Genomic DNA, 21,288 nt, shown 5'->3' with positions numbered 1-21,288 from the left:
ACCGCTTTTGCATACTTTAAACGTGTTAAAAGCCTAAATTAAAACAATTTATCTTGTGTTTTTCCACTGTGTAATCTTTTCTACATAATTACATGCTTTATATAGATTAAAATCATGTCTTTATGCTACAAAGCTAAGCATAGTTAAAACCAATATTTGAGTACATGAAGTCCAATGAAAATCGTGCCTAAACATCTCTTAGGATTAGCAATTATTGCTGCATTTAGTCCTGCACTTATTACAACCTCTTATGCACAACTCCATTTGGAAATTGCTAAAGCACCAGAATCTGCACCTAAAATTGCGATTATTCCATTCAGTGGCGATCAAGCAATCTACCCTGTAGTAGAGCAAGACTTAAACCGTTCAGGTCGCTTTAGCAGTGCATCTAAAAATCTTCCTGCAACGGCTTCACTCAACAATGTCAATGCTGAAGCATGGAAAGCTGCGGGCGTTCCTTATGTGGTTTTGGGTGAAACTAAACCCAATGCAGATGGTTCACTTGTCGTTCAATACCAGCTTTATGATGTTGAAAAGCAAAAATTCTTACTCAATGAGCAATTAACTGTTCCTGCATCACGTGTTCGTTCAGCAGCGCATATGATCAGTGATACGATTTATCAAGCATTGACAGGCATTCAAGGTGATTTCAGCGGACGTATTGCCTATGTGCTACGCAACCCGACCACGCCTGAACAACGCTATACGTTACAAATTGCAGATACCGATGGTGAGCAACCAAAAACTGTTTTAAGCTCACGTGACCCAATTCTATCCCCTGCATGGACACCAGATGCAAAGAAAATTGCTTATGTGTCGTTTGAAACCAAACGCCCTGCAATTTATGTACAAGATTTAGCAACGGGTGCACGTGAAAAATTAGCAGCTTTCCGTGGTTTGAATGGTGCACCGAGCTTCTCTCCAGATGGTAAATCGATGCTATTCACAGCTTCTATGCATGGTAATCCTGAAATTTACCAAATGGATTTAGATTCACGCCAAGTCAAACGCATTACCAACGATAGCGCAATTGATACAGAAGCACGTTATTCACCAGATGGAAAGTCCTTTATCTTCACATCTGACCGTGGTGGTTCAGCACAAATTTATCGTTATAACTTTGCAGATGGCGCAACCAAGCGTCTGACGTTCCGCGGCGCATTTAATGCACGCGGTAGCTTAAGTGCCGATGGTAAATATGTGGCATTGGTACATCGCCCATCAGGTAGTAATTACAAAGTTGCAATTCAAGAAATTTCAACTGGGATTACCAATATTCTGACCCCAACCAGTTTGGATGAATCACCAAGTTTCTCTCCAAATGGACAGATGGTGGTTTATGCAACGCGTGAAGGCAATCGTGGCTTATTGGCTATTATGTCTACAGATGGTCGCTTCCGTATGAATCTACCAAGCGAGCAAGGCGAAGTTCGTGAACCTGCTTGGGCACCTAAATAATTTTTAAGCTTTTCACTATTCAATGTTATCTAATTTAAAATTTAAGTACTGGAGATTGTAATGAAGTCTATCAAATATTTAGCTTTACCATTTTTAGCTGTAAGTCTAGTCATGACAGGCTGTGCGAACCGCAAACCTGCTGCAATGACTGAACCTGGAACCAATCCAAATGGTTCAACAACGGTAAATACCAATGGTTTAAGTGAAGATGCTGCATTAAATGCTCAAAATTTAAATGGTGCATCATCTAAAGGTGTGACGGAAGCAAATAAAGCATTTTTAGCAAAACGTGTGGTTCATTTTGACTATGACAGTAGTGATCTTTCAAATGAAGATTACCAAACTCTTCAAGCACATGCACAATTCTTAATTGCCAATGCAGCATCAAAAGTCGCATTAACAGGTCATACGGATGAGCGTGGTACACGTGAGTACAATATGGCATTGGGTGAACGTCGTGCGAAAGCGGTTGAAAGCTATTTAATCACCAATGGTGTTAAATTAACTCAATTAGAAGCAGTAAGTTATGGTAAAGAAATGCCTGTGAATGCTGGACATGACGAATCTGCGTGGAAAGAGAACCGTCGTGTAGAAATTAACTACGAAGCTGTTCCACCACTTTTAAAATAATATTTTGCCGATCATAGCCTCATAAAAAATGCCCAATTGATATTGGGCATTTTTTATTTTAACAATCTGTTTTCTCTTGCTTAGGACTTTGCATAGATTCAATTAAATCGTGCTTATTGAACTTTTTAAATTCAGGTTTAGCCTCGTAATTTTTCCATGCATCCTTTACATTTTCAGCACTAATTTCATTTAAATCGATGCTTTCATTTGGGGTTGGAGTCGCTTCAAACTTTGTCGTTGTCATTTTAGTGCTCCTTGTACATTATTAATCCATTTCTTCAACATAACACTTTCAAAAATACTTACAAGGGTAATTTCACGACAAATAACACAGGATAATTTCTATTTTGTGTCGAACTCATCTAAAATAGCCGCATTCTTTAATTTGTTAAAAATTTACCGCTTTATTGGAGCAGCCTTTTTATGTCATATCGCACATTATCCCAGTATTTAGAACTACAACAAGGGAACCTTACACCTGAACTTGCTGATGTTATTGAAACTATTGCGACTACGTGTAAAGCCATTGATCAATTATTACAAAAAGGTGCTTTAGCAGGTGTATTGGGCAGTGCGCAGCATGAAAATGTTCAAGGTGAAGAACAAAAGAAATTAGATGTAATTTCAAATGATTATTTAATTGATGCACTTAAAATCAATAAAAATGTTGGTGGTTTAGCGTCTGAAGAATTAGATGAATTCACCCCTGCTCAAGACAATGGTAAATACCTTGTGTTGTTCGATCCACTTGATGGTTCAAGCAATATTGATATTAATATGTGCGTGGGTACAATTTTTTCAATTCTGCCTGCTAAAAATGCGGTAACTCTAGCTGAAGATTTCATGCAAGCAGGCCATCAACAAGCTGCTGCCGGTTATGTACTTTATGGCCCATCAACGATGATGGCTTTGACAGTTGGTGCAGGCACAGTATTCTTTACTTTTGATCCAGAATCTAAACAATTTTTGCTCACTTCTGAAAATATTCAAGTTGCAGCAGATACCAAAGAATATGCAATTAATACATCGAATGCACGTCACTGGGAAGCACCTGTAAAACGCTATATTGATGAACTTGAAGCAGGTAAAACATCTGTACGTGAAAAAGATTTCAACATGCGTTGGGTAGCATGTATGGTAGGTGATATTCATCGTATTCTTTGCCGTAGCGGTATCTTCTTATATCCATACGACACGAAAGATCCGAACAAAGCAGGTCGTTTACGTTTAATGTATGAAGCAAACCCAATGAGTATGCTCATGGAACAAGCAGGTGCTACCTCTACAACTGGTCGTGTACGCATCATGGACATTCAACCGACTGAGTTGCATCAACGTGTACCTGTTGTGATTGGTTCTAAAAATGAAGTTGAGCTTGTCACCAGCTATCACAACTAATTTCTTTGCGTTTTTATGACTCACTATTTTAGCGAGTAATGCCATTCAGGGTCTGTTGCATTTTCCAAAAGGAATAATCAGCAGACCCTACTTACTTTATTGGATGTACTCTCTCATGCCTACGATTTTTTTAGAATCACGTGACAATCCTAAAGTTAAGCACTTACGTGGCTTAATTGAACAGAATACTTATCGTAAAAAACAAGGTCAGACCGTGCTTGAAGGCACACATTTAACATTGGCTTGGCTTGAGAAAAACCGCCAGATTAAATCTATTTTCACGACAGAACACGCACTTGAACATGCCGATTTTGATGAAATTTTATCGCAATACACGGGAATCATTTTCGTATTAAGCGAAGCCTTATATAAAGATATCAGCACATTGGGTACATCTATTGCGTGTCTTGCCATTGTAGACCTACCCTCTTCTCGTGAAGCTTTGAACTTTACAGAAGACACTTTAATTCTAGAAAATATTCAAGATCCAGGGAATGTTGGTACATTGTTGCGTTCAGCAGCAGCAGCAGGTATTGACCAAGTGGTATGTACTAAAGGCTCCGCATCTTTGTGGTCACCACGTGTTCTGCGTGCAGGCATGGGCGCACATTTTGCTTTGAATACCTACGAAAATGTTGCCTTAGAAGACATCATGGATCAATTCAAAATTCCTGTTTATGTCACCAGTTCGCACAATGCAGAAAGCTTATATAGCAAACAATTGCGTAAACAATGTGTTTGGATTCTGGGCAATGAAGGTCAAGGTGTTTCAGATTTCGCACTTAAACATGCAGAAGCTGTCACTATTCCACAACCAGGTGGTCAAGAATCTTTGAATGTTGCGATCGCAGGTTCTATCTGTTTCTTTGAAATGGTACGTCAACGCATATAATCTACGACTGTTTTAGTTAAATTATCTTAAATATTGCCCGTTGTTAGAGAAAATCATTTAAACTGAAAAATATATGATTTTCATGTCAACCTATTCACTATTTTAAGCGTTATATATATACGAATTTAAAATAATGGTGGGTACCCAATGACGGGATTTTCCATCTCTATGGACTTAGCACCGAAGAAGTCACAGTCTGAAATAACGAGTGCTCAAACGAGTACCGTGGAACAGCGCCTGAAATTTTTTATGCAGGATGTGACGGGTCGCGCTTTAGTCATGATGGAAAGTGCAACGCAGGGTCACAACGGTATTGCCATGGATTTAGTACAGGAAGCATTTATCTCCTTACATAAATCCTATTCAGAAAAATCGACTGAAGAATGGTATCCGCTGTTTTACACTATTTTAAATAACAAGTTACAAGATTGGCGTCGTAAAGAGGCACGTCGTTCAAATCCTTTTTCATTATTTCGCAAAATTAATTTAGATTCTGATGATGAAGAAGCAATGGATATTGTGGATGAATCAACACCAAATCCATTACATTTTCTGAATCAAGATGTCACGATTGAAGAAATTCAAGAAGCGATTAGTCGTCTTCCAGTCAGACAACAACAAGCGTTCATGTTACGTGCTTGGGAGGGTTTTGATACCCAAACCACAGCTTCGATTATGAATTGCTCTGAAGGTAGCGTAAAAACCCATTATCACAGGGCGATTCAAGGATTGAAAATATCGCTATCCCATTTAAATCCATATGGAGACTCATCGAATGAATAAAGATGATTTTACCAAACAAGTGACGAACAAACTTGATGGACTTGCACATAATCATCGCAACAAAGCTGTCGTGATGAATAAAGTGTTGGATCATATTGAGAATAAATCAACTTCTCGTTATGGTGCATGGAAAATGACAGGCTTCGCACTCGCTGCTGCGATCACAGGTTTTGTCGTTATTCCAAATGCTTTCAATCCGTCAAATGAACCAAATAATCAACAACAAGTTATTGTAAATCCTAAACTTTCACCCCAAATGATGGAAGATTTAGAAATGTTATCGGTCTTTGGTGAGGATAAAAATTCACATGGCAGCTAGAAAATTAGCTTTGGCATTCTGTGCTATTGGTTTTCTACAGACAAGCTTTGCTGGTTTTGAACGTTTTTGGATTTTTTCCAAAGATGCAAACAGTCAAGTCAACGAAACATGGGAAGCTTTATCTGAAGATGAGCAAAAAGCACTGATCAAACGTTATCAAAATTTAAAAGAAATACCTGCTGAACAAAGTACTGCACTGCAACAACGCATGGACTGGTTTACCCAACTCCCAGACCAAGAAAAGCAAAAAATGCGTGAAGTTTGGCAACAAATGAGCAGTACTGAACGAAATGAATTACGTAAGAAAATGCAGAAAGCATCGACTTCAGATCAACGTAATGAAATTCGTGAACAATATATGCAAAAATACCAAGCGACGACCATTGCGGCTCATTAATTCATATTTTTGTTGATTTGAAAGCCTCTTTTGAGGCTTTTTATCTCTTTAAATTCCATCATTCAATAGAATCAAAATTCCTCATTATTTATACAAATTTGAAAAATGCCGAATCAATTGACTCAAAAAATCATGCTATTTTTTAAACTTATTTAGTTCCGTATTTGTTATTTTAATTTCATTCAAGTAACGCAACAAAATTCTAAAATAAAAACTAATGCTATAAAGACTTAAGCTAAGGATTAAAATCTGAATTGATGACTGCCATCTATTCAATCTGCACGATAAAAATTCAGTTTCATATAAAAGCCATCAATACTGATGGCTTAAATATAATAACAACTGTCCTATTCAGAAGTGAGAAAACTAGTTGTAATCGCCTGCTCTTTCAGGCTGATATAAGACTTTTTCAATCTTAACCCTCATAACATGACCATCAGGTTGTGGCCATTCAATTTCTTGCCCTTCAGCAAGACCTAGAATTGCAGCACCAATAGGTGCAATGACATTCACCTGCCCTTTTTCCCCACGAAAATCATGCGGATATACCAATGTTATTTCAGTTGCTTCCATAGAAGGCGCTATTGTAATCAATACTTTCGCATTCATACTCACCACATTAGCAGGTACTTGGTCTGGCTCTACCACTTCCGCTCGAGCGAGTTCATCCTCAAGATGTTTCATCGTTTCAGTCAATTTTCCCTGCTGATGTTCCAACATTGTTTCTAAACGATGTAAATCTTGTGCTGAAATTATAATATTTGGTTTAGCCATATACCTTTTTCCTTTGGTCTCCTACATCAGGATCTTATCCAACAACGATGTAGTTCATTTAAATCCATCTCATTTATAGCAGATATTGCGCTATAAGTTTGAGCATTTCAATTTTTTCAGTTTTTATTCATTCATAAAAAAAGCTCCCTTGAGGGAGCTTCTCATAAGTTAATGCAAATTATGCATAAACTGGAAATTTAGCACACACAACTGCAACTTTTTCTTTCACAGCATTGATGACAGCTTCATCACCTTTTGCATCTAAAATATCTGCGATCCAACCTGCAAGATCACGCACTTCCGCTTCACCAAAACCACGAGTCGTCACAGCAGGCGTACCAATACGAATACCTGAAGTAACAAACGGTGAACGTGGATCATTTGGTACAGCATTTTTGTTCACAGTGATATGAGCAGCGCCTAACCAAGCATCAGCTTCTTTACCCGTAACGTCTTGTTTAATTAAAGACAATAGGAATAAATGGTTTTCTGTACCACCTGATACAATATCATAACCACGAGTGATTAATACTTCAGCCATTGCTTTAGCATTAACAACAACTTGTTTTTGATATTCTTTATATTCAGGAGCCATTGCTTCTTTAAAGCAAATTGCTTTAGCAGCTATAGCGTGAACTAATGGACCACCTTGGTTACCAGGGAAAACAGCCGATTGAAGTTTTTTCTCAATCTCTTCGTTCGCTTTCGCAAGGATTAAACCAGAACGTGGGCCACGTAAAGTTTTATGTGTAGTTGTAGTTGTTACATCTGCAATTTGTACTGGGCTTGGGTAAACACCCGCAGCAACCAAACCTGCAACGTGAGCCATATCTACAAATAAATAAGCGCCAACTTTATCCGCGATATCACGGAAACGTTGCCAATCTACAATTTGGCTATACGCAGAGAAACCCGCAACGATCATACGTGGCTTATGTTCTACTGCTAAACGTTCAACTTCTTCATAATCGATTTCGCCAGTTTCTGTGTTTAAACCGTACTGAATCGCATTATATGTCTTACCAGAGAAGCTTACTTTAGCACCATGTGTCAAATGACCACCATGTGCCAAGCTCATACCTAAAACAGTATCGCCAGGATTAAGAAGTGCTAAGTAAACAGCTGAGTTTGCTTGAGAACCGGCATGTGGCTGAACATTTGCATAATCAGCACCAAAAAGTTCTTTAGCACGATCAATCGCCAATTGTTCGATCACGTCTACATATTCACAACCGCCGTAGTAGCGTTTGCCAGGATAACCTTCCGCATATTTGTTTGTGAGTTTAGACCCTTGTGCTTCCATTACTGCTGGTGAGCAATAATTTTCAGATGCAATAAGTTCAATGTGAGCTTCTTGACGGGCATCTTCTTTAGAAATTGCCTGAGCGATTTCCGGATCAAATTCAGAAATAGAGATATTGGCGAACATTAGCGAGGTCCTATGTATTAGGGCTTTTAAGCCGTGCTAAGATTGCGCACATTGTAGCATGAAGTTTCTGACTATATAGAATGAACTTTACTCAGGATGTAATAAAAATAGCTCATATTTAAAAAATATGAGCTAAAATTGAATGTAAATTTATTTTGCAGGCATTAATTTATTCACATCATTTAAGATGTTAGAAAAATTCAATGTATAAGCCGTAATATGATCCCAATCATCATCACTATGATAGGTAATACTGCTCTGTTTTGCGCCCTCGCCTGCTAGCAATATATCTGTGACCTGTTTTGGTACTGTCGTATCTTTTGCCCCCTGATAAATAATAACGGGTTGATTCACTTTGGTTTGAAGCGGTTGAGAGTCCGTAGTTACGAATTGACTAACTACGGGTATTGCTAGAAAATTACTTTGCGTTCTTGGATATCCATCAAGAGAACCATTATTTTGAGTTGCAAATTGAGTCATCCCACCAGCAAAAGTAACTCCGACATCACCCGAACACACTGTCTCTGCATATTCTGCAAGCTTATCTGTTGGAGATTTAAAGATTTGACTAAACATCAGTTGCGGATTTTTATTTCTTAATCCTGCTGTAATTAATGCAGTATAGGTATCTAAAGAAGCTAAGGTCGCAATTTTAGCACTTAAATCTGTCATCGCCCCAGCTTGTGCTTCGCCACCTACAAGTATGAGTGTAAGATTTGAAGCAGGCGCAATTGCAATTGTTCCCTTATAGTTGAGCTGAGCTCTCGAAGCATATTGAGCAACACCCAAAGCAGCTTGTCCGCCTTGCGAATGCCCAATGGTCAACCAATCTTTACTTACAAGCTTACCTTGCTTGCTAATATAGTCACGTGCCGCAACAACAGCATCGGTAATTGAATAAGCTTCACTTTTTAAGTTTAAGAATGGGTGTGGTTCACGACCACTTGGCTCACCCAAACCCTCATAATCAGGTGCGACAACGACATAACCTTTCGCCAATAATAGTTTTAATAAAATTTCAGTGCCTTTTAAGCCTTGCTTACTCGGCGCACATTTATCTGCAACGCCTGTTGTACCATGCGCCCATGCAACCACAGGCCAACCCGTTGCTGGAGGTGCTGTTTTAGGAGTAAAGACTAATGCTGTTGCCAGAGTCTCGACATCATTGATCCCTTTCATCTTATACGTCATCAACACACTATCAGCTGCGACTGTGCTCATATCATCTGTTGTGTAAGCGGTAGGAATACCGACCACAGGCTTCTCAATATTATTCGCATTTGGGTCACTATTCCCTCCAGTACCTGAACCGTTATTGTCATCGTCATTACACGCACTCAACAATAAACCTGAACTTAAAACCAAGACTGATAATAATTTTCTTTTCATGTGACTTATCCTTAAACACATTTATTTTAAATAATGCCCGCAAAATAAATTTTGCATAGAATTCAATCAATACTGCAAAAAAATATGATAAGCAAGCCATTTGTTTTTATTTTTAACCTTTATTTAAAATGAATAATTTGAGCGATAAATAACTTCATCAAAACTTAACAACCAAGCCCTCAAATACCTGATGTATTTTATAAATAATAAAAATAGCGAGCCATTCATCACCTTATTCATTGCTTTTCTCATGAATTGGATAAAGTTCATTTTTATTCAACTTAATCTATGTATTTTGGTATTTGTTAATATCTCAACAAGTCATAACCATGATCGGTAAAATAATGGATAACATCTAAGCTAAAACTCACCAAAAAACTGATTTCGATTAAGTTTAAATTGAATTTAAAATCCAAAAAAGCTAGTGTTACTCGGACTGATCTTTTGCACTTATTTTGGAGCAATGCATGCAAGCCATTATCTTAGATACAGAAACCCATAGCTTAAATGGTTTACCCATTGAGATTGCTTATGCACCCATCCAAATAAATGAAGGCAAATTAAGCTTAGATCGTGAGCTTATTTTTGATCAGTTATATAGTATTGGTGATGAGAAAATTTCTTATGGCTCGATGGCGGTACATCACATTTTAGAGTCTGATTTAGTGGGTCAACCCAACTTCTCAGAATTTAAATTACCACCAGAAACCATTTATATCATTGGTCATAATATTGATTATGATATTCGTGCAATTCAACAATGTGGTGTGGATACATCACATATCAAAGCCATTTGCACTTTGGCTCTAGCTCGTTTGGTTTGGCCAGATGCAGAAGCCCACAATATTTCCGCACTGATTTACATGATCAGTAAAGGCAGTGAAAAAGCGCGTGAAATGTTAAAGGGTGCACATCGCGCAGATGCGGACATTATTTTGACTGCAAACATTTTGATGCACATTGTGTATCAACTAAAAATTCAAACCATTGAAGAATTATTTGAAGCTTCTGAAGATGCTCGAATTCCACGTAGTATCAATTTTGGTAAACATCGTGGAACTGCAATTATCGACCTACCTACTGATTATGTGCAATGGTTACTACGCCAAGAAGACCTCGATCCTTATTTACGTAAAGCGCTCGAAAATGCTAAATCATCATAACTTAAGCTTCTGATGTGTAACAAAATAGTCATATTGGTGTAATTTTCACGCATTACTCTAGAGCCAATTTATTAAAGTGAATCGATTGGCTCATGGATCGTTATGTAAAAACTGACTTAGGGATTCAAGCGTTAAAACAACGCTCATTTCAACTGAATGCTCGTCAAAGACAACTGCTACTTCTCATTGGTACTGATGACTTTCGGGTTTTGAATGGCGCGATGAAACAACGCCTTGCAACACCTGAAATCATCCAACAACTAGAACAATTGGGCTTGATTTTCCAGAATAATATCGCTCAAACGCATCCGACTGAAAATTCCTTCAAAAGAAACACCTATAACAAAGACATACCCTTAATTGAAAATACTGAAAAAATTATTGCTAATACCAATAGCACTCAACTTGAGGGTAATGCTAAAAACCAACAAGAATTAAATAATCATAATCAATCTGTTAATAGCTCTATTATCCATAACAAAGCTTCACCAATGCGGCATAACCAACCGCAACACGAAGAATTTTTAGATTTTGACGATATCAAACAAACGATGATCAGTTTACTCAAAACACACTGTGGCCTAATGGCGAAACAACTGATTCTAAAGATTCAAGCAGCGCAATCTATCCGTGAAATTAAATTATGCCAAATGCAGTGGATCACAGCTTTGCAAGAAACGCGTATTACACCTTCTGAGCTGAATCAAAACATGCAAAATATCAACCAATCCTTGCAGAATATTCACATATCATCATGATTTTAAAATATTTTAATTAATATTATTGATAACAAGGAAATGTCTTACGCTCCTAGCATATATTTCTCTAGAAATAATTCATATTTACTCACAAAATTAATTTGTCTATTTCGTGTGCTATACGTAGAATCAAAAAACACCATTATTAAGAATAAATAATCAATTATGTCTAAATTTGTACCTAAAACAACAAATCCAGTTGCTCGAACATTAGCAAATTTATATGCAACTTTTGAACAATGTCTTGAAAATATTTCAAGATTTGAATATCAAAGTGATTTTCGTATCAAAGCTGATCCTTTATCATCGCAATTTATTTTAGTAGAACGCTACAATAAAGGGTTACTTAAAGATAAATTCAGAATTGAAAAATCTGCAATTGAATATGCAGATCAAGATCGTTTGGCTTTATATCATATCGTTGCAGTTGTTTTAAATCATTTCCCAAAAGCCTAAATTTTGCACTTTTGATGAATTTATAAAACTCATGTGTTTACAAACCGAATAACGCTAAAAGGCACTGATTTTAAAAATTAGTGCCTTTTTATTGCAAATTCATCATTCAAATTAAATGATTTGTTCAACCACACGATAAATACTATCACTACTTTTACTTTCAAAAAGTAATTCGATATTAGGTAAAATTTTTTCACCATCAATTAGAATATGATCGATACGTTGAAATAATGATAATGATTCATTCTCATGCTCTTTCAACTTATTTAACCAAGCTAAAGCATCAATTTCATTGCTATATTGATCTTTAACTTTCACTGTAATCATTTCAGACATTTTAATAGCCTCCATTTTGTACATGGCCTTTTATAACATGCCTATTCGCTGTTGTACTTTTGAAGATGTTAGATTTTATGGCATTGTTAAAATAGTTTATTTTTCTTCTTAAATTAAAGATAAGTCCTTGTTTATATAAGCTCAGAATTGAATTAGCTTTACATAATTACTATGCTCAGCTTACAAACTAAAATGTCAAAATTAAAAAAGCCCACATTGCTGCGGGCTCTATGTTGGAAGGCTAGTGCTGATTTTATTGTTAAATATTAAGTCTGAACTTTCATTCATTCTCAGATTTCAAACTCAAACAGCTGTCATTGATCCGTCCAACTGAGGAGTAGTCGCTGAACGATCTACTATGATCTAACTATAATCCTGCTTTTCAAATCGAGCAAGATGGCATAACAATTCTGCACACTTCATCAGCAAAACATCAATTGATTAGCTATTGATAAGGCGTATTATTATTGATCGGAATGTAAACCAAACAATTCATTACGGAATACCTAAGTAGATCTTGGCTTTTCGACATTCGGTAAAAGTATCCGTCAATTATTCTCATAATTACTGTGGTAAGCACCATGAATATGTGGTGATGTTGAATGTCCAACTCCAAGCATTTAAGGTTTTCATCAATATTATTTGCGAACTGTGCTTTTTGAGCTAAATATTCAAGCATTAAAGATATGCTGAAATTTTTTGCGATCCATTTAAGTTATTTGTATAAAAAAATAAGCAACAAGATTATAGTTATTATGAATACGTTCAAAAATAAAATTATTCAAATACTTCAAAATAATATTTTACGAATTATTTATAAAAAATCAAAATAGTAAGATGGTACGCCCAGCGGACACAGTAAATAAGCAACATAGCATTGTTTTTATTAGGTTATATTTTAATAATTTTCTATTATACCCCCCAATATACCCTCAAAAATAAATGTGAGTATGACTCTATTCCTTGATATAGTAATTTTAACACAACTAACAATTAGAACACATGAAGAACGACTGGCTCTACTTCTATATAAAAATATCGGCAAAATGAAATGGAAAAGCCCCCAACCGAAGTAAAGTCGAGGTATGGATTTTGGATGGTAGTTTTATTTTACTTATCTTGAATAGAGGTTAAATAATTCTTTTTAAAAAAGAAGATTTTTCCATTCTGTTGACAAAAACTGCTCATTTTTCTGCTCGATAATACCTGACATAATTAAATTAATGTTTGTCGCAGATAGAACTAATTTAATTGTAGAATCATCAAAAGTGAAAATAAAATTAAATCTCCCATTTCCACAATCTACAAAGTCAATGCCTGTAATGAAGAATTGACCATAACTCAAGTCCTTTATTATACTAAAATTATCAATCAAAGCTTCTTCAAAAACAATTAAACCTTTTTCGAGAGTATATTTTTCACTCTCGAAAGTAGAGAAAATTTGAATATACAAAATTAGATTTAAGTCATACGTTAAAGGATTATTATCAAATAAAACCCCAAACACTCTTGCGTCATGCAATTGATTAATCAGGCTATTGAATTTATTAATCATGGTGTTACTCCACATCCGCCAAATACATGTTTCACTAAGAAACAACGACCATCAGGTCTTTGATTATTTACAGAATAATGCCAATGGATTGGGCTTCCTGTTAATGCCATGCACCCATGAGTGCCTTTTAATGGATCCCCACTATGGTCATAATGTGTCACTTTATTGAATTTAACACCAGCAGGAGGATTGCAGGTGTTGTTTTTATTTTCTTCTAATTCATCTTCAATAGGTTTGGCTTTAGCATCATCTTTTTCAGCTTCCGACAAAATATTATTCGCTGCTGCTAAAACTGCAAATTGGGCATCGAGATTATTATTTTGTGCATTTTCAACAACTTGTTGAACAACAGTTTCGAGAGAGAGGGTTTTTTCTTCAATTATATAAAAATATCGGCAAAAGGAAAGAACTGCAAAAGAAAATGGAAAAGCCCCAACCTAAGCAAGATCGGGGTATGGATTTTGGATTTTAGGTCTTTAATTGAGAGTATATTTCCATGACATCCAAAACGAGCTGTTAATATCTTTCACCAATATTTTAATTTCATTGGAAATCAATGGGTCATGATATATACAGAACAGGAAATATGAGATTACTCGCCCTTCAGTCGAACTAATATCAGTAAGTTTAGTAAACTTTTCATTATCTATACAATACTCTTCATTTAATGGAAATAAGGAATGAAACCATTGCTCTAGACCATTAATTTCTTTTATAAAAACATCTCTGTTTTTAATATAATTCCACATTAAAGATTGAATATAAAATTTATACGAAATAGGTGATAAATAATTAATCCCATATGAATATTTTATTAAATAAAAAATAGGTACAGTTTGCCATTCTGGATAAGGATCAATATATTCAGCTATATTATTAGAGTAAGTATCTAAAAAATCACATTCTAATAAGCTATTTCCATCTTCAAAACTGAAGTTTTTAAGATGTTTCTTTATTAAACTTTCTAATATATATATATATGTCATTTACTTAACTGCCATGTATTTAACACAAACTTCTTGAGCTTGTCGCCACGCCTCTTTAGCTTGATTAAGATGAGTTTGATGAGGAATATCATAACAAGCATTTAATTTATCTCTTGCCACAGCTTCTCTAACATAGTTGTTATATCGAGGTGTCAATTCTTCTATTGTGTGAGTTACTTTACAAGCGCCTAAACCTATATGTGCACTTTTAGCAATTTGAACATCATTTGCCATTTGCTGCTCTAAAGCAGAAGATCCACAAATAAAACATTGACCATATGCATTACGCGACTGACCGTTTGGACATTTCTTAGAATTCCTCTCTAACTCCTCCTCAATAGGTTTGGCTTTTGCCTCATCTTTTTCAGCTTCTAACAAAATATTTGTCGCCGTTGCTAAAACTGCAAATTGGGCATCTAAGTTGTTATTTTCAGCATTCTTAATGACTTTTTGAGCAACGGTTTCGAGAGAGAGGGTTTTTTCTTCCAGTTCAATAGGTTCATTTCTAAGAATTTTAAAACCAACAACATAGTTATTGTAAGTATTGCCCCCCTCACCAACCAGCACTTCAACAAGGCCATAATTCATAGGATGAATACGACAGCCAGTCAAAGTATAATAAGGAAAATAAAATTTATAATCGGCTTGGCAAAGTTGGTTGATGTGGTCATATACAATTCCCGTCTTGGAACTTCTGTAGACACTGATAAGGTCAATTTCATCAGGATTAACTTTATATCTTATCTGATTATTCGCAGGATCAAGAACCCAATCCACAGCACCTAATAATTGTTCGACAGCAAGTGTCAGAGCAAAATCCGCCCCTCCGCCCTTCAATACTTTGGCAACCTGTGAAGCATTCGGTGTGATTAAAACAGATGAAGTAATAGCTCCCTTTAAGCCATCGTATAAAATGGATGCTCCAACAGCAAAAGAGTTAGATAACCTCCACATCCCAAGTGTTGTAGCATTCATTAACGTCGAACTAAGTATTAACAATAAACTTGTCACAAAAAAAATTATTCTTTTAAGCATTAAAAACTTCACTCTTTATTTTGATGTGTCTATAAAATATTCAAAAATCTATTTTAAAAATAATAACATATTTATAACAAAAAATTAGAATCTTTAGTAGATTGTAAATCTTAAAAAATAATCAAACGTTATTTTAAATTCTGTGAGAAATCAAACCATATCCCTGACCTACTTTCAGATCATGAAACGAGAATACAGAATGAAAATTTAATGCAGGCTTATGAAGATATTCAGATGAAATTCGGAAAGGCTAAAATCTCTGTTGGACCTTGCTATTTCAAAGATCGTAAGTGGTCTATGAGTCGAGATATGTTGTCTAAGAATTATTTTACGAAGAATGGAGTGATTAAAGTTAAGTGATTTTTTAGTTGGGATGGGTTTTGTTGCACAAAGGTTTGAAAGGCAGAGCTACCTTATGGGTTAATTTTTACTTCATTATTTATAGCCAATTGTTCATTCAGATTCATTAGTTACTTGCTTCAACCATGGTAATATATACTCCCAAAAATCATCTTTAAAAACAGAATCTTGATCCAAACCCAAATACATTCCTAATTCTATTAATTTATTTGCATCTTTATCATTCAATTCAATATCCTCACTTTTCAACGAAAGTAAGAAGGACTCATAAGACATTTCTATCTCTGCCACATTAAAATAATGTATAACATGATTTTTAGATTCCAAAGATAATTTATCCAAGTACCTACTAATTATCTGAAAATAAATATCTTTATTTAGATTATATTCATTAATATTCATTAATATACCTATTTGTTGACTGGAGTATTTAAGGGATAAAAGGATTGTACTAACTTACCTGCAGTATGGCTCAAGCCTGAAAATATAGAATGTAGCCCTATCCTTCCCCGAAATGAACAAGAATTAGTAATTTGGGGTGTTGTCACCAAAGTTATTAAGAACTTCAAATGAAGCATGAAGAAAAGATATTTGCACTTATTGATATCAATAATTGCTATGTATCGTGTGAATGCTTCTTCAATCCTAAGCTCAATAATGTTCCAGTGATTGTGCTTTCTAATAACGTACTTGTATTTTATAATAAATGGACTCAAAAATTTTCTTTTACAAACAATAAATTCAATAGAAAATCTGAGTCCATTTTTTTTAGAAAAAAAGGACAAGAATCTTCCCTAAAGTCCTTAAAATTATAGATTAAAATAGATTACTAAGAATAATTCCTTCATTTCATTTTCCTTATTTTTCAATTAAAGTTAAATTATTTTCTCAAATGTATTCTTGTTAAAATTGGATATGAACCAATACAGCCATTTGTCCAATCGCTGATCATTATTTGCGCACAAAATCTAAATAATAATGGAACATAAAATTTTTTAAATATATGATGCATTGAGCTATACAGTATTTCATATTACACCATCTTATTTAACAACCATAAAAATCTAACATTTATTTCAGTGCGAATTTTTGTCTTTTACTTTTCTTATTCCATCAACACCTATAGAAATAAATAAAATCCCCAATATAGTTGTGATATTAAAAAATATTATGTAAAACCACAAACCATCCATACCTTTAGTATTTGAATACATATACCCTAAGCTTATTTTATTTTCATCAACATATATAGGAAACCATTGAATTAATATTGTCAAAAAAATAATTATAAAAAAAGAAAGCTTCATTCTTTTGGTATAAAAAAATATCATTAATATTAAAAAAATAATGATATAACAATATTTAAATATGGCATAAATAATGCAGTTAGAAAGCTAAAAACTAAAATAAACCAAAAACCAAAAACCAAAAACCAAAAACCAAAGATATTAATGATAATAATAAAATAATTTTAGCTTTCATATTTATACTCTTACTTAATCAATTTTATAATTACGTCCGGTGGCATAATTTAAAGCTTTTTGAGTTTCACCGAACCAAATATTATTTACCAATGCATTTGAAGCTGGCCCCCATGATTGTAAACCTCCTATTCCTTCACCATAATTATGTATTATGACTTTTCCACCACCTAAATCCTGAACTCCTCGAATAACAATACCAGGATAAAGTGAATGACCTGGTCTGGTAATATCAACTACCCATGGAAAGCCACTATCTCCTAACCTTAAAACAGAATATACATTATCAGGAATATGATGAATAAAAGTTTTTGTTTCAGCGAGATAAGATCTCCAAGTCGTAGCTGGATTTGCTAAATTAAACATTCCTGAGTATGTAGCAGGTTGCGCTAAAGGGCTTTCTCAAATAGCTTTTGTTCTATTGATCAAATCACAAACGTGAATAGTCACAAAGAAACCATGATAGCGCGCTGAACCCCATCATAGTTTCATTTAAAATATTGATGCTTATGGGGAAATTTCAAGTATCTCGCATAAGGTGTATTATGTTGATTTTAGAGAAAATAAATAATAGGTATTCAAAATGTCATTAATAATACCTGTATGGGTTGATTCAGGAGCAATTGAAGTTCTCTGGTACAGCGATTTTAACGATCTTGAAGATTTAATTTCATGGTGGAAAAATCAAAAAAGCATTGATATATATAAATATAAAATAGATTTAGATGCTGCTAAAGCTCTTCTATCTAATGGAATAAAATTTAAAGTTACAACTGATAAAGAATCTGATTTTTTCTATAAAATACAAGATGAAAAACGACTTATCCTGATGATTGATACCGATTACACATCGTACCTATCATTTGGAGGAAAGAAATATTTTCATAAAGGGAAGCTTAATTTTTTAGCTCCCCCCCCATTTAACATAATGGCGCTTATGCGAAATGCTTTCTAAAATTTTATTATTTTTGAATAACTTGTTTATTTTACATAATCCAAAAAAACCGCAAAAAGCCGATATAGAAACATATTGGCTTTTTTTAAGCAAAACTGGTAGCTTTTGCTAATAAAATTGATTGTTTTATATCCAGTTTTGTGAGAAAAAGTAAATTGTCGTTAATGAAAAAATGATTGAAAACATGATCAAAAAAATCAGTGAATATTTACCAATCGCATGTTTTCGATAGACATAGCTAATAGCCAATAAGACTGCTAAAACGATTTGTGTGATTGGCCAGAGTAAGATTGGGAAAAAGATCAAAGCTTCAAAAAAAGTAAAACGAATCATAAGTATGATTTCATAGAGTATTTCTATTGTTATAGCTGATTCCAATTCCAAGAAAAAGCCCAACAGGATGTTGGGCTTTTTTATTACCTATATCTTTTAAATCAGGCTTGGATGGGAATCCAGAATACGAATAAGCGTTGCTGCTGGGCCAGTCGGGTATCTGGGGGCCTTGTGCCCAGTTCTGTAGTGTTCTTGCACTGATATGCAAAGGTAAATCCAATACATTATTATCCATGAAGTTGCTTCTTCACTAACTGGCGTAGAATTGCAATTTCTTTAAAGGAAATCAACAAAGAATTATTAATCGAATAGTGAAAATGTATGGAAAATGGACTAAGAGAATATGAGTTTTCTGAATTTAAGTTGGTACTTTTTAGCAAATTGGATAAAACAGATATCTCTGAGCAAAATATTGATTTTAATATAGTTAAAGGTAATTCAGCATATGCTGGTACAGCAGTGACTTTAAAAAATATAGAGTTTCTGATGCATAAGTTTAAGAATTCTGGAGAATGTAATGGTGGAAAATATTATTGGCAACATAATATGATTATATTATCGGAAATGTCGCTTGATTGTTTATATGAGTCATTACTAGATATTGTAAATGACCCTTCACTTTCTCTTGATGAGATGTTTTATAAAATTACATAAGAAAAATTGAAATATATGATGAAGATAGACAAAGGGGTTCTGTGTTGAATGTTTACTTACTCAATCAAGGTCACCACAGCCGTTGCTTCGGGCTAATGGTCGCTTTATAAAAAATAAAGGCATTTAAAATGATTTTCGCATAACGACCATTATGTTAAATAAATGATCAGAAGACCTGATTCATGGGCCTTTTGCATAATGGCGACTATGTTAAATAGGCTCAAAAATCTTCTTAAATACCAATAACTGTAATTCCATCTTTTTGATTCTCATTATCTTTTAAAAAATTAATTATTTCACTGATCATATTTAAGACTTTAGGTTTAAAAATTAAAAAATTTTCCTCAAAAAACTCAGTCTCCTCTCTGAAGATAAGTTTCAATGTTTTGTCAAATTTATTACTTTTAGCTATAGAACTATGAAAATAGTATAAATCTTTAACAATATCTTCAATGGTTTCAAAACTAATATAGGTATTTCTCCAATGAAAATATTCTTCCTTATTTCTATTAAAAAAATGTTCAACTAAAGAAAATGCAACTTCATCAATTACGATCGAATTTAGACAACTTGCATTTCTATTTTCATCACTAGGAATAATTTGAATATTTAGATATCCAATTAAACCTGAAACAGATTTAACTTTGAAATCAATTTCCATATTAATTCCCTCCTATATTTTTAATTTTCTCTAAAATTAACATAATACACCTTATGCGAAACAGCCCCCTAAAGGGCTTTTTCAAACAATTTTCGTTCTTTAGCGCGACGATTCACTAAACCTTGCACAACCTTGCCTTTGACTTTATTCCATACATCAAACTGAGCAGCTGCACCTTTATAGTCTTGAGCATTCAGCTTTTTGAGCAATGTGGAATTTGCAAAGGCATTCACACCAATGTTGTAGGTTAAAGAAACGAGCGCATCATACTGGTTCTGATTAAGTGGTACTTTGACTTTATTCACAGCAGCTTCAAAGCTTTTCAGATCGGAAGCCATATATGCTTTGGCTTGTTCAATGGTACAAGTATCGCCTTTTTTGACTTTGACACAGTTACGAATAATTGTGCCGTAACCGATAGTCCAGATACTTGCGCTATCAAGGTATGCTTTGAGTTCTAAACCCTCATAACTACAAATCGCATCGATACCTGCCTTGCTTGTCACTTGGGGAAGTTTAGCAAAACTCTGGATATGAAATTCAGGCTGTGCTTTGAGTCGAGCCAAAACCGTTGCAACACCCACGAAACAACCGACAACCTCCTTCCAATTTTCAGGAATTAAATTCTTGGCATCTTGAGGAATCAAATTCCATACTGTTATAAAGTGCTCGGAGAATAAACTCAGGGCGAAAAAAATGGCGCTTAATGCGCCAACTTGTACTGTTTTAAGTTTGTATGACTGTTTCCAGTTATCTATTAATTTCATTTAAATATCACCTGCTTTGTTTTTAACGACTTTACGCAATTGCGCTTCAATAAACTGACTACCCAATGTTCCAAGGAAAGCTCCTAGTCCAAGCACACCGAGCATGCTTAAATCTGAAATCCAAATTAAAACGGCTCCTGCGCCAAGTGTTGCGAATCCATTTAAAATAGAACGACCAACAACCACACGCCACGTGAGTTTTTCTGTGCTTACAAGTACCTTAGCCATGGCAATTACAACCCCCATGAAGATTAATTGAAGTGCTACTTTTTCATGCTCTTGCATGTACCCCCCTATTTTTGGCAATAAAAAAGCACCC

Annotated in this window: 27 protein-coding genes and 4 pseudogenes; 15 read left to right on the top strand and 16 right to left on the bottom strand. The window is 34.7% G+C overall.

Annotated elements, in window-relative coordinates; translation table 11 throughout:
• Positions 1–174: 174 nt before the first annotated feature.
• Both tolB and pal read left to right on the top strand, forming a co-directional pair.
• Positions 175–1,458, top strand: a complete 1,284-nt coding sequence (tolB, locus tag ACG94X_RS06750) for a Tol-Pal system beta propeller repeat protein TolB (protein ID WP_419382971.1) — start codon at positions 175–177, stop codon at positions 1,456–1,458.
• 60 nt (positions 1,459–1,518) lie between these two features.
• Positions 1,519–2,088, top strand: a complete 570-nt coding sequence (gene pal / locus ACG94X_RS06745; RefSeq protein WP_419382970.1) for a peptidoglycan-associated lipoprotein Pal — start codon at positions 1,519–1,521, stop codon at positions 2,086–2,088.
• 58 nt (positions 2,089–2,146) lie between these two features.
• Here pal and ACG94X_RS06740 read toward each other — a convergent pair whose 3' ends face one another.
• The gene (locus tag ACG94X_RS06740; RefSeq protein WP_419382969.1) at positions 2,147–2,332 is read right to left on the bottom strand and encodes an NF038105 family protein; all 186 of its coding nucleotides are present in this window, start codon (positions 2,330–2,332) and stop codon (positions 2,147–2,149) included.
• 179 nt (positions 2,333–2,511) lie between these two features.
• Here ACG94X_RS06740 and ACG94X_RS06735 point away from each other — a divergent pair, with 179 nt between their 5' ends.
• From ACG94X_RS06735 to ACG94X_RS06715, 5 genes are all read left to right on the top strand, one after another.
• Entirely contained in the window at positions 2,512–3,486 is a 975-nt protein-coding gene (locus ACG94X_RS06735; RefSeq protein WP_419382968.1) for a class 1 fructose-bisphosphatase, read from the top strand.
• Between the two features lie 115 nt (positions 3,487–3,601).
• Positions 3,602–4,378 (top strand): TrmH family RNA methyltransferase, encoded by a 777-nt coding sequence (locus ACG94X_RS06730; RefSeq protein ID WP_419382967.1) that lies wholly within the window; start codon positions 3,602–3,604, stop codon positions 4,376–4,378.
• A 168-nt stretch (positions 4,379–4,546) separates the two neighbouring features.
• Positions 4,547–5,161 carry an RNA polymerase sigma factor gene (locus ACG94X_RS06725; protein ID WP_419383030.1) on the top strand — a complete coding sequence of 205 codons (615 nt, stop codon included), beginning with the start codon at positions 4,547–4,549 and terminating at the stop codon, positions 5,159–5,161.
• Complete coding sequence (locus ACG94X_RS06720; RefSeq protein WP_419382966.1) at positions 5,154–5,480, top strand: hypothetical protein; 327 nt, start codon at positions 5,154–5,156, stop codon at positions 5,478–5,480. The genes ACG94X_RS06725 and ACG94X_RS06720 overlap by 8 nt, the downstream gene beginning before the upstream one ends.
• Positions 5,470–5,877 carry a DUF3106 domain-containing protein gene (locus ACG94X_RS06715; protein ID WP_419382965.1) on the top strand — a complete coding sequence of 136 codons (408 nt, stop codon included), beginning with the start codon at positions 5,470–5,472 and terminating at the stop codon, positions 5,875–5,877. The genes ACG94X_RS06720 and ACG94X_RS06715 overlap by 11 nt, the downstream gene beginning before the upstream one ends.
• Before the next feature lie 366 nt (positions 5,878–6,243).
• Here the strand turns inward: ACG94X_RS06715 and rnk are convergent, their stop codons facing one another.
• From rnk to ACG94X_RS06700, 3 genes are all read right to left on the bottom strand, one after another.
• Positions 6,244–6,651 (bottom strand): nucleoside diphosphate kinase regulator, encoded by a 408-nt coding sequence (gene rnk, locus ACG94X_RS06710; RefSeq protein WP_419382964.1) that lies wholly within the window; start codon positions 6,649–6,651, stop codon positions 6,244–6,246.
• A 178-nt stretch (positions 6,652–6,829) separates the two neighbouring features.
• On the bottom strand, positions 6,830–8,080 hold the full coding sequence (gene glyA, locus ACG94X_RS06705; RefSeq protein ID WP_419382963.1) for a serine hydroxymethyltransferase: 1,251 nt from the start codon (positions 8,078–8,080) through the stop codon (positions 6,830–6,832).
• A gap of 150 nt (positions 8,081–8,230) precedes the next feature.
• Complete coding sequence (locus ACG94X_RS06700) at positions 8,231–9,469, bottom strand: alpha/beta hydrolase (protein ID WP_419382962.1); 1,239 nt, start codon at positions 9,467–9,469, stop codon at positions 8,231–8,233.
• Positions 9,470–9,936: 467 nt separating this feature from the next.
• Here ACG94X_RS06700 and ACG94X_RS06695 point away from each other — a divergent pair, with 467 nt between their 5' ends.
• From ACG94X_RS06695 to ACG94X_RS06685, 3 genes are all read left to right on the top strand, one after another.
• On the top strand, positions 9,937–10,632 hold the full coding sequence (locus ACG94X_RS06695; RefSeq protein WP_419382961.1) for a putative quorum-sensing-regulated virulence factor: 696 nt from the start codon (positions 9,937–9,939) through the stop codon (positions 10,630–10,632).
• A 92-nt stretch (positions 10,633–10,724) separates the two neighbouring features.
• A complete protein-coding gene (locus ACG94X_RS06690) occupies positions 10,725–11,390 on the top strand; it encodes a hypothetical protein (RefSeq protein ID WP_419382960.1) in 666 nt (221 codons plus the stop codon).
• A 165-nt stretch (positions 11,391–11,555) separates the two neighbouring features.
• Positions 11,556–11,846: a hypothetical protein gene (locus ACG94X_RS06685; protein WP_419382959.1), complete on the top strand. Its 291-nt coding sequence runs from the start codon at positions 11,556–11,558 to the stop codon at positions 11,844–11,846.
• Positions 11,847–11,957: 111 nt separating this feature from the next.
• Here ACG94X_RS06685 and ACG94X_RS06680 read toward each other — a convergent pair whose 3' ends face one another.
• The 5 genes from ACG94X_RS06680 to ACG94X_RS06660 form a co-directional block, all read right to left on the bottom strand.
• Positions 11,958–12,182 carry a hypothetical protein gene (locus ACG94X_RS06680; RefSeq protein ID WP_419382958.1) on the bottom strand — a complete coding sequence of 75 codons (225 nt, stop codon included), beginning with the start codon at positions 12,180–12,182 and terminating at the stop codon, positions 11,958–11,960.
• 1,144 nt (positions 12,183–13,326) lie between these two features.
• The gene (locus ACG94X_RS06675; protein WP_419382957.1) at positions 13,327–13,737 is read right to left on the bottom strand and encodes a hypothetical protein; all 411 of its coding nucleotides are present in this window, start codon (positions 13,735–13,737) and stop codon (positions 13,327–13,329) included.
• Positions 13,734–14,006, bottom strand: a complete 273-nt coding sequence (locus ACG94X_RS06670) for a hypothetical protein (RefSeq protein ID WP_419382956.1) — start codon at positions 14,004–14,006, stop codon at positions 13,734–13,736. The genes ACG94X_RS06675 and ACG94X_RS06670 overlap by 4 nt, the downstream gene beginning before the upstream one ends.
• Before the next feature lie 207 nt (positions 14,007–14,213).
• Positions 14,214–14,723, bottom strand: coding sequence for a DUF6714 family protein (locus ACG94X_RS06665; protein WP_419382955.1), 510 nt, complete (start codon positions 14,721–14,723; stop codon positions 14,214–14,216).
• On the bottom strand, positions 14,724–15,698 hold the full coding sequence (locus ACG94X_RS06660; RefSeq protein WP_419382954.1) for a hypothetical protein: 975 nt from the start codon (positions 15,696–15,698) through the stop codon (positions 14,724–14,726).
• A gap of 270 nt (positions 15,699–15,968) precedes the next feature.
• Here ACG94X_RS06660 and ACG94X_RS06655 point away from each other — a divergent pair, with 270 nt between their 5' ends.
• A complete protein-coding gene (locus tag ACG94X_RS06655) occupies positions 15,969–16,118 on the top strand; it encodes a DUF4113 domain-containing protein (protein ID WP_419382953.1) in 150 nt (49 codons plus the stop codon).
• 93 nt (positions 16,119–16,211) lie between these two features.
• On the opposite strand, the gene ACG94X_RS06650 is transcribed toward ACG94X_RS06655, so the two are convergent.
• A complete protein-coding gene (locus tag ACG94X_RS06650) occupies positions 16,212–16,520 on the bottom strand; it encodes a hypothetical protein (RefSeq protein ID WP_419382159.1) in 309 nt (102 codons plus the stop codon).
• 42 nt (positions 16,521–16,562) lie between these two features.
• On the opposite strand from ACG94X_RS06650, the pseudogene ACG94X_RS06645 reads away from it, so the two are divergent.
• Positions 16,563–16,691: pseudogene (locus ACG94X_RS06645) on the top strand (LexA family protein); the annotation flags it as partial.
• A pseudogene (locus ACG94X_RS06640) lies at positions 16,688–16,804 on the top strand (hypothetical protein); the annotation flags it as partial. The pseudogenes ACG94X_RS06645 and ACG94X_RS06640, both read left to right, overlap by 4 nt.
• 810 nt (positions 16,805–17,614) lie before the next feature.
• Here ACG94X_RS06640 and ACG94X_RS06635 read toward each other — a convergent pair.
• A complete protein-coding gene (locus ACG94X_RS06635) occupies positions 17,615–17,965 on the bottom strand; it encodes a hypothetical protein (RefSeq protein WP_419382952.1) in 351 nt (116 codons plus the stop codon).
• A 217-nt stretch (positions 17,966–18,182) separates the two neighbouring features.
• Here ACG94X_RS06635 and ACG94X_RS06630 point away from each other — a divergent pair, with 217 nt between their 5' ends.
• On the top strand, positions 18,183–18,554 hold the full coding sequence (locus ACG94X_RS06630; RefSeq protein ID WP_419382951.1) for a hypothetical protein: 372 nt from the start codon (positions 18,183–18,185) through the stop codon (positions 18,552–18,554).
• 429 nt (positions 18,555–18,983) lie between these two features.
• Here the strand turns inward: ACG94X_RS06630 and ACG94X_RS06625 are convergent.
• A pseudogene (locus ACG94X_RS06625) lies at positions 18,984–19,095 on the bottom strand (helix-turn-helix domain-containing protein); the annotation flags it as partial.
• A 113-nt stretch (positions 19,096–19,208) separates the two neighbouring features.
• Here ACG94X_RS06625 and ACG94X_RS06620 point away from each other — a divergent pair.
• Positions 19,209–19,541, top strand: coding sequence for a hypothetical protein (locus ACG94X_RS06620; RefSeq protein WP_419382950.1), 333 nt, complete (start codon positions 19,209–19,211; stop codon positions 19,539–19,541).
• A gap of 232 nt (positions 19,542–19,773) precedes the next feature.
• Here the strand turns inward: ACG94X_RS06620 and ACG94X_RS06615 are convergent, their stop codons facing one another.
• The 4 genes and pseudogenes from ACG94X_RS06615 to ACG94X_RS06605 form a co-directional block, all read right to left on the bottom strand.
• Positions 19,774–20,202, bottom strand: a complete 429-nt coding sequence (locus tag ACG94X_RS06615; protein ID WP_419382949.1) for a hypothetical protein — start codon at positions 20,200–20,202, stop codon at positions 19,774–19,776.
• Between the two features lie 68 nt (positions 20,203–20,270).
• A complete protein-coding gene (locus ACG94X_RS06610) occupies positions 20,271–20,735 on the bottom strand; it encodes a lysozyme (protein WP_419383029.1) in 465 nt (154 codons plus the stop codon).
• A gap of 24 nt (positions 20,736–20,759) precedes the next feature.
• Positions 20,760–20,969 (bottom strand): annotated as a pseudogene (locus tag ACG94X_RS16965) (DUF7940 domain-containing protein); the annotation flags it as partial.
• The gene (locus ACG94X_RS06605) at positions 20,970–21,254 is read right to left on the bottom strand and encodes a phage holin family protein (RefSeq protein ID WP_419382948.1); all 285 of its coding nucleotides are present in this window, start codon (positions 21,252–21,254) and stop codon (positions 20,970–20,972) included.
• Positions 21,255–21,288: the final 34 nt, after the last annotated feature.

The organism is Acinetobacter psychrotolerans (assembly GCF_048552595.1).
Lineage (GTDB): Bacteria > Pseudomonadota > Gammaproteobacteria > Pseudomonadales > Moraxellaceae > Acinetobacter.
This window is presented reverse-complemented; position numbering and strand designations above follow the sequence as displayed.

Excerpts from the sequence above, each read along its gene's own strand:
- ACG94X_RS06620 (WP_419382950.1), top strand. The coding sequence starts at position 19,209 with ATGGAAAATGGACTAAGAGAATATGAGTTTTCTGAATTTAAGTTGGTA.
- ACG94X_RS06735 (WP_419382968.1), top strand. The coding sequence starts at position 2,512 with ATGTCATATCGCACATTATCCCAGTATTTAGAACTACAACAAGGGAAC.
- ACG94X_RS06665 (WP_419382955.1), bottom strand. The coding sequence starts at position 14,723 with ATGACATATATATATATATTAGAAAGTTTAATAAAGAAACATCTTAAA.
- pal (WP_419382970.1), top strand. The coding sequence starts at position 1,519 with ATGAAGTCTATCAAATATTTAGCTTTACCATTTTTAGCTGTAAGTCTA.
- ACG94X_RS06695 (WP_419382961.1), top strand. The coding sequence starts at position 9,937 with ATGCAAGCCATTATCTTAGATACAGAAACCCATAGCTTAAATGGTTTA.
- ACG94X_RS06690 (WP_419382960.1), top strand. The coding sequence starts at position 10,725 with ATGGATCGTTATGTAAAAACTGACTTAGGGATTCAAGCGTTAAAACAA.
- ACG94X_RS06635 (WP_419382952.1), bottom strand. The coding sequence starts at position 17,965 with ATGTTTAATTTAGCAAATCCAGCTACGACTTGGAGATCTTATCTCGCT.
- ACG94X_RS06740 (WP_419382969.1), bottom strand. The coding sequence starts at position 2,332 with ATGACAACGACAAAGTTTGAAGCGACTCCAACCCCAAATGAAAGCATC.
- ACG94X_RS06720 (WP_419382966.1), top strand. The coding sequence starts at position 5,154 with ATGAATAAAGATGATTTTACCAAACAAGTGACGAACAAACTTGATGGA.
- ACG94X_RS06700 (WP_419382962.1), bottom strand. The coding sequence starts at position 9,469 with ATGAAAAGAAAATTATTATCAGTCTTGGTTTTAAGTTCAGGTTTATTG.
- ACG94X_RS06725 (WP_419383030.1), top strand. The coding sequence starts at position 4,547 with ATGGACTTAGCACCGAAGAAGTCACAGTCTGAAATAACGAGTGCTCAA.
- ACG94X_RS06630 (WP_419382951.1), top strand. The coding sequence starts at position 18,183 with ATGTCATTAATAATACCTGTATGGGTTGATTCAGGAGCAATTGAAGTT.
- ACG94X_RS06650 (WP_419382159.1), bottom strand. The coding sequence starts at position 16,520 with ATGAATATTAATGAATATAATCTAAATAAAGATATTTATTTTCAGATA.
- ACG94X_RS06675 (WP_419382957.1), bottom strand. The coding sequence starts at position 13,737 with ATGATTAATAAATTCAATAGCCTGATTAATCAATTGCATGACGCAAGA.
- ACG94X_RS06615 (WP_419382949.1), bottom strand. The coding sequence starts at position 20,202 with ATGGAAATTGATTTCAAAGTTAAATCTGTTTCAGGTTTAATTGGATAT.
- ACG94X_RS06655 (WP_419382953.1), top strand. The coding sequence starts at position 15,969 with ATGCAGGCTTATGAAGATATTCAGATGAAATTCGGAAAGGCTAAAATC.
- glyA (WP_419382963.1), bottom strand. The coding sequence starts at position 8,080 with ATGTTCGCCAATATCTCTATTTCTGAATTTGATCCGGAAATCGCTCAG.
- ACG94X_RS06685 (WP_419382959.1), top strand. The coding sequence starts at position 11,556 with ATGTCTAAATTTGTACCTAAAACAACAAATCCAGTTGCTCGAACATTA.
- tolB (WP_419382971.1), top strand. The coding sequence starts at position 175 with ATGAAAATCGTGCCTAAACATCTCTTAGGATTAGCAATTATTGCTGCA.
- ACG94X_RS06680 (WP_419382958.1), bottom strand. The coding sequence starts at position 12,182 with ATGTCTGAAATGATTACAGTGAAAGTTAAAGATCAATATAGCAATGAA.
- ACG94X_RS06730 (WP_419382967.1), top strand. The coding sequence starts at position 3,602 with ATGCCTACGATTTTTTTAGAATCACGTGACAATCCTAAAGTTAAGCAC.
- ACG94X_RS06660 (WP_419382954.1), bottom strand. The coding sequence starts at position 15,698 with ATGAATGCTACAACACTTGGGATGTGGAGGTTATCTAACTCTTTTGCT.
- rnk (WP_419382964.1), bottom strand. The coding sequence starts at position 6,651 with ATGGCTAAACCAAATATTATAATTTCAGCACAAGATTTACATCGTTTA.
- ACG94X_RS06605 (WP_419382948.1), bottom strand. The coding sequence starts at position 21,254 with ATGCAAGAGCATGAAAAAGTAGCACTTCAATTAATCTTCATGGGGGTT.
- ACG94X_RS06715 (WP_419382965.1), top strand. The coding sequence starts at position 5,470 with ATGGCAGCTAGAAAATTAGCTTTGGCATTCTGTGCTATTGGTTTTCTA.